The sequence below is a fragment of the uncultured Sphingobacterium sp. genome (assembly GCF_964277905.1).
GTDB lineage: Bacteria > Bacteroidota > Bacteroidia > Sphingobacteriales > Sphingobacteriaceae > Sphingobacterium > Sphingobacterium siyangense.
The window spans coordinates 55193-61622 of sequence record NZ_CAXYKD010000019.1; the positions used below are offsets into that span (position 1 = coordinate 55193).

The 6430-nt window shown below is 39.4% G+C and carries 3 protein-coding genes; all 3 read right to left on the minus strand.

Going from position 1 to position 6430, the window contains the following annotated elements; translation table 11 throughout:
- Position 1: 1 nt before the first annotated feature.
- The 3 genes from ACHWSC_RS08610 to ACHWSC_RS08620 all read right to left on the minus strand — a co-directional run bounded on the left by ACHWSC_RS08610 (position 2) and on the right by ACHWSC_RS08620 (position 6136).
- Entirely contained in the window at positions 2-1357 is a 1356-nt protein-coding gene (locus tag ACHWSC_RS08610; RefSeq protein WP_394676474.1) for a hypothetical protein, read from the minus strand.
- Positions 1358-1641: 284 nt separating this feature from the next.
- Positions 1642-5013: a TonB-dependent receptor gene (locus ACHWSC_RS08615; RefSeq protein ID WP_236582624.1), complete on the minus strand. Its 3372-nt coding sequence runs from the start codon at positions 5011-5013 to the stop codon at positions 1642-1644.
- A gap of 160 nt (positions 5014-5173) precedes the next feature.
- Entirely contained in the window at positions 5174-6136 is a 963-nt protein-coding gene (locus ACHWSC_RS08620) for a FecR family protein (protein ID WP_394676475.1), read from the minus strand.
- Positions 6137-6430 lie beyond the last annotated feature (294 nt).

Below are 6430 nucleotides of genomic sequence, written 5' to 3' on the forward strand. Positions count from 1 at the left end.
ATTAATAATTTTTTGGATCAAATTGGGTCCAGGTTGCTGTCCAAGGAGCAGTTGTTGGATGAAACGCACCACTATAAGTAGTCGTTCCATTACCATATGCTGGCGAAGTCGATAGTGGTCTTATAAATACAGGGTTAAATAAAGACGCCGTTGGATAAAAAATATTGGCACCACCCGCTAACTTCAAATATGCAGCAGCATCTGTTGACACATTTGTTTGGTTTCCAGCCGGAGTAGCACCGCTAAAGGCCGCAGAATATGCATGTACAACATTTCCTGTAAAAGTACCTGTGGCTCCATCTTGAAATGCTGCCCCTGTTGCATAGCCAGCAATAATTGAGTTTTGGATATCGTATTCAGACGCTCTTCTCCAGCGGTTACCAAATTTTAGTTTAGTTCCTGCTATAGTAGCATCTTTAATACCCAAGAATGTGAAATTTTTCAATACTGGGCGAGTTTTTGGTGTAGCTGCATATGGAGCTGTACCTTCATTATCCGATTCCAAACCATTTGAATCAGAACTACCACTAGAAGTACTGTTGGTAGAATTAGGATCCTTTAATGATAAAGCATATTGAATTGTTCCTGTGTAACCGTGATCGAAATCAAAGTCATCATCATCATTTGACAACGCTACTAAATATTTAGCATTTACAGTACCACCAAAAAATTCAAATCCATCATCTTTACCCCAAGATACCTGAATATTTTCCAATGTAGTCCCAGTACCAACGCCACCTAAAGTCAATCCATTAATCTCATTATCAGCCGTTAAGTTATAACCAGCGAATTCAATACGTACATATTTTAAAGAACCCGAATTATCGGCAGCATTTGTTCCTCCATAAGACACATCTACACCAACAGGTTGCGGAATACCTTCGATTCTTTTTGTCGCAGCTTGATTTGTCGTTGCATTGCCTAATAATACAACTCCTCCAAAATCACCTGGATTACGGGAACCACCAGCATTAGGAGAAGTAAATACAATAGGTGCAGCAGCAGTACCATTAGCAATCAATTTAGCTGTTTTAGGTACAACTAATACCCCTTTGATATTATGTGTTAATCCAGTAATTTGATCATTGTATGCTTTAGTTACTCCAGAAGTAATAAATGTCCCCGCTTGAATAGTTAAGGTAGCTCCTGGCCTAACAAAAGCCACACCGTCAATTTTCCATACTGTATCAGCTGAAAGAGTTGTTTTAGTAATAATGCCGGCAGCATCTGTTGGGATTGTTGCCTGAGGTTTGTTTGGCAAGCCAGCATTCAAATCTGAATTTGGTCCCACATTGTCCTTGTTACAAGAAGCTAATGCGATTGCGCATACGCTTGCTACTGTTAAGATTTTTTTCATTTTGCGTTAAATAATTACTAGTTTTGCCATCACAAGATCATTTTTTAGACTATGCATCCCTATGGGATAGCATTTCATAAGGCTGCATAGTTGTTTTCAATCACCCGTTTTTTGTTTCTCTATTTTTATCTTCCTGTTGCGTTATATGGACAAACCCGGAACTATATACATTATTAAGGAGTGATATGAAACTGCCTCGCGCAGTAGTTTTTTCTAAATTTCTACGATATCTTTAAAGCCTATTACAATCAAATAGCCCTCCACACTTATTTTCACCTTATTATTTAAAAGCTATAGATCAGGGAAAGGTTAAACCTTCGTCCGTCTTTTTTACGATAAGTTATAATATCATCATCCGCCCTATTATATTTATTATCTCCTTTAACAAGGTCAAAGATCTTTTCTCCATTTTCACCTTTGGATTCACTATAAGCCGACTGATTTTGATAATACTGCGTCCATTCATCTAAAAGATTAGCAGCGTTGAATTTAATTTCCAACTGTTGTCGCAGAAAACGCTTATACACCTGTAGATCAAGCTGCCTTGGTGCAAGTTCATACTCTACTCGATTCGGGTTGACGGATGCTGTATTCGTACGGTAGCCTCTATGGTTGTAACTTGTCGTTATTCCAAAATCATCCCCCCAATAACCTACTCCCAAGTTTAACAACCAGGGCGACTGTCCCACTAATGGACGGTCCTGGTTTGGTGCTCTATTTTTTTGTCGTTCTGCTACGGTTACGTTATCAACAAGTTTATGTCTCCATTGACTCAATGCATTTACTTCTGATTTCAACAAAGTCCCGTTTGCATTTATAAAAGCTTTAGATAACCAATCTGCTTCACCGAGAAAACCTAGGTTTTTACGGATTTCAAATTCTATCCCCATGTTTTTAGCAGACTCCATATTATTAAAAACATATGCGCTCCCCGGACTTACATCCTCATTTTCGATCAATTCTATTGGTTTATCCAAATATTTATAAAATCCTGTCAGGGATATAATTTCGCCCGGACTCGGATACCATTCCAACCGCATATCGACATTATCGATAAAAGTTGACTCTACATTATCCCCAGAAACGATAGCGTCTAATTCAAAATCATAGAAGCCAAAAAAGCCTGTTTCCCTAAAATCCGGCCGAATAGCCGTTTTGGAGTAACTTCCTCTCACATTAAAAGTATTACTGACACTATAAGTTGCATTGATCGATGGCAATAATTTCCAATTTTTTTCACGAATCATAAGTTTATACAGCAGTAATTTGTTGTTATCCTCATTGGGATCACCATTTTGTTTTCTAAACATTTCATCTTGACGATTTTGCAAATTGTAATATTCAGCACGTAGACCATAAACTAACCTCAGCTTATTCCAAAATTTCTGATCCAACATGAAGTATGCGGCATGTGAATTCATTGCACCATCGTAGACACTTCCCCCAATAGGTTCAGGATAATAATATGCCTGACCAATACCATTCCCAATATTTGCTGCAGACAACAATACATCATAAGGCATCTCTATTGCGGGCGCCCCTTTCGAGGGATCATCAGGAAGATAGGATCTTGTGAAAGGTAATAGCCGAAAAACAGATAGATCGCGGTTTTTCTTCCATCCTTGATACCCGACTTTCACTAATGTACTGACGACTTTCCCTGTCCCGAACATTCGTGAAAATGCCATCGCCCAGTTATAATCATGTTCATTGATCTCCGTCCACATACGGGAATCGAACCCTGTTTCCGAATGATTGGACCAATTAGAAAGACTCAATAAATTGGGGCTTTGAAAGATATAATTTCCATCTATTATTGTTGTTAGTCCGTAACGCAACTTGCGCTCATCCAAAATCTGTTGCTGAATTCTATTGTAAGCAAACATCCCCTCCGCTTTGATATCCCAAGGCAGCTGATACTCACCACTTAATTGATGTTGCTGCAAAGACATTGTTTCAGGCAACTGATATTGATTTTTGGTCGGCGGGCTACTTAAATTTGTAAACGTCGCCCGGATGTTTTCACTATAGTTATTGTTAAAGGTGCGTGCATACATATTTTTAAATGCAAGCTTAAAATCCTGTCCCTTTACTCCAAAATTTGCGACCAATCCGCTACTGCTATTAAAACGATACGAAGTCCCCGCTCCATTTTGGCCGATTGTATCACTTTCTATCATGTGCTGTTTTTCCCCATATCCATTAATGATACCAGACCCTCGAACATTATTAAAGGGTACGATATTCTGTTCATTCCGAATATTTGCAGAGGCGGAGAATCCGAACAATAATCCGTTTGAGATCGCATATCGTCTACCCAATGCAAATCGTAAATTTTGATTGGGACTGGCCTTGTAGCGATATAATTTCATGGCATCAGCGTTAACAAGTTTAGATTGTTCGATGGCATCAATGTCATTATACTTCAACGTTGAACCAGGCATCAAAAATTCCTCGTTCAACTTTGGATCATTCAAGATATATCCAGGGGGAGCGTCTAGACGCCTTGCCTCAGCATTCCAAAACCAAGGCTGTATACCTTGAGGTTGCTTGGAAGAGGAGTGATTAAAACCAAAGAATTCGGATGTCTTACGCTCTCCGAGACGATAGAAGTCTTTTCCTGTCGTACGGGAATTTCCACCAATTCCATATTGAATCGACGTAAAATTCTTTTCTGGAATATCTAGTGTATTCACTGAAACCTGGCCACCAGAAAATTCTGCAGAGACATCCGGTGTTGCAGTCTTATTGACAACAACGGAGCTGACCATCTCTGTCGGAATAATATCAAAGGAAAAATCACGCCTATTCTGTGAAGTGCTTGGAATCACAACCCCATCCAGCATTGCTTGATTGTAACGGTCAGACATCCCTCTTACAATTACATTTCTATTATTGACTGTTGTCAATCCTGTCACGCGTTTTAAAACTTGTCCCATATCATTGTCTGGTGTTCGGGCAATCTGCTCTGCAGAAATCCCATCGGTTACTGAAGCGGCATTTTTTTGTGCTGCATACAGTCCTGCCACAGAAGCCTTTTTGAACGGAACTGTAACTACAGCAGTTTCCAGTGCATTTACCTGCGCCTTCATCTCAATGTTTAGTGCCGTACGCTGTCCTGATTCGACTTTCACCCCCTCGATACGTTGTGTACGGTAGGACAAATAACTTACTTCAAGGGTATATACACCTGTCGCCACTATGAAACCGTAACTACCATCTAGACTGGTTTGCGTAGATTTATTCATACCGACCAGTTTAATACTGGCATTCGCCAATGGTTGTCCGCGGTCGTCAATTATTTTACCCGAAATACGTCCACTTTGTTGAATAGTTTTTTCGGTCAATGTAATGTATACTCCATTGTCAATGGCCGTCAGGTTTGTTTCCTTGAGAAGATAATGCATGACATCTCTGACACTGCTTTTTATAAAAATTTTAGAACTTACTTTTTTCTTCGACAGATTATATTTTGCGGCGTCAAAAGCAATATGGATGTTTTGAGATTCTAGGCGTTCAAAAACTGCAGGAATGCTAGATTCACTAAAGGAGATGGAAATTTCTCTATTAAGTAGCTGTCCATGTACGACAGAAGCCAAGAGTATTTCGACAGAAACTATCGATAGAAGTAATCCTACCAGCGATGTCTTTATCATAAACTTAATATCGTTTTTCGTAACGTATTGGTTAAATTTCATAAATTTGTTTACGTATATAATATCTCTACAAGTTGTTGTATATGTTATTTACCCCTAATTTAGGGGTTGTACCAATCGGAGCCGACGATGGCGGTCGTCGGCTCTTTTTGTCTACTATTTAGTAAATCAGCACTTTATTCCCCTTCTTTCTAGACTTATTGTGATGAATGGCTTTAATACTTTCTAAGGTCGCCGCCCATGATAACTGCCTCGATATAGGCATACTATAATGCTGTTGGGAAATTTGAATATCTGCAGCCTCAAGATCTTTACCATAGATATTTTTGATTGCTATAGCCATCTCGGCAAAAGTGCTTTGTTTAAGATATACACGTCCTTCGATCCAGCTATTTCGCGTCAAGAGATCAAAATTCTCCAGTTGGCTTTTATTACTATTTTTGGAATAACGAATCTGGTCTCCTCTTTCCAATATCCCCAACAGGTTGCGGTTGGCTGCGACCTCAACTTTGCCGGTAAATACCGACACAGATATATCGTCCAGTTCCGCATAGTTTTTCACGGTAAAGGAAGTACCTAAAACTTTAGTTTGTATGTCTCGAGCTTTTACAATAAAGGCTTTCGTAGCATCTTTTTTTACATCAAAAAAAGCTTCCCCCGCGAGGAGTTCTACCATGCGATCCTTTCGATCGAAAGAAACCGTATCCAATTTCAACTTCGTCCGTGCATTTAAAATTACCGTTGAGCCATCTGCAAGCTGTACTCTTTTCCGTTGCGCAATTCCCGTTTCAAAAACCCGATATCCTGGTTTAAGCATAGCCTGCTTTCTCAAAACTGTATGATCCCCCTTGACACCCCAAAATAAAACACCAAGACAAAGCAAGACACATGCGGCAGCAGCTACAGACCAATACAGCATTTTCCGAACAGGTACGTTTCTTCTGGAACTATTTCCAATCTGCCGATGAATTTTTTCCCACAATTGACTCTCGTCAACTTTATAGTCGGGTACATCTTCTCCATCAAGTTCGGCATACCAACGATCAATCAGTGTGCGCTCACTAGCGCTAGCCTTATTTTGGCGATATCTATCAATTAGCGATTCAAAAATTCTTCTTTTCACTTTTTATGCCTGCTGTTTATATACAAGTCTGCAAAAAAGCTCCAAAGTACTTCAAGAAATGGTTAATGTTGTATAAAAGAATTGTTAAGCTTCTCAAGCTCAAAAAAGTAAGCCTGCTGGAAACTTACTTGGAGAGTTCATCGATCATAAAGATCAAAAGTAAAGTGAAACTACCGTTTTGAACATGTTGATAGCCCAAAATAGCTTTCCGTAGTCGTTTGGATGCTTCCGTAAGATTATTTTTGACCGTTTGCTCAGACAGCCCCATACGCATGGCTATCTCTCGAATGGATA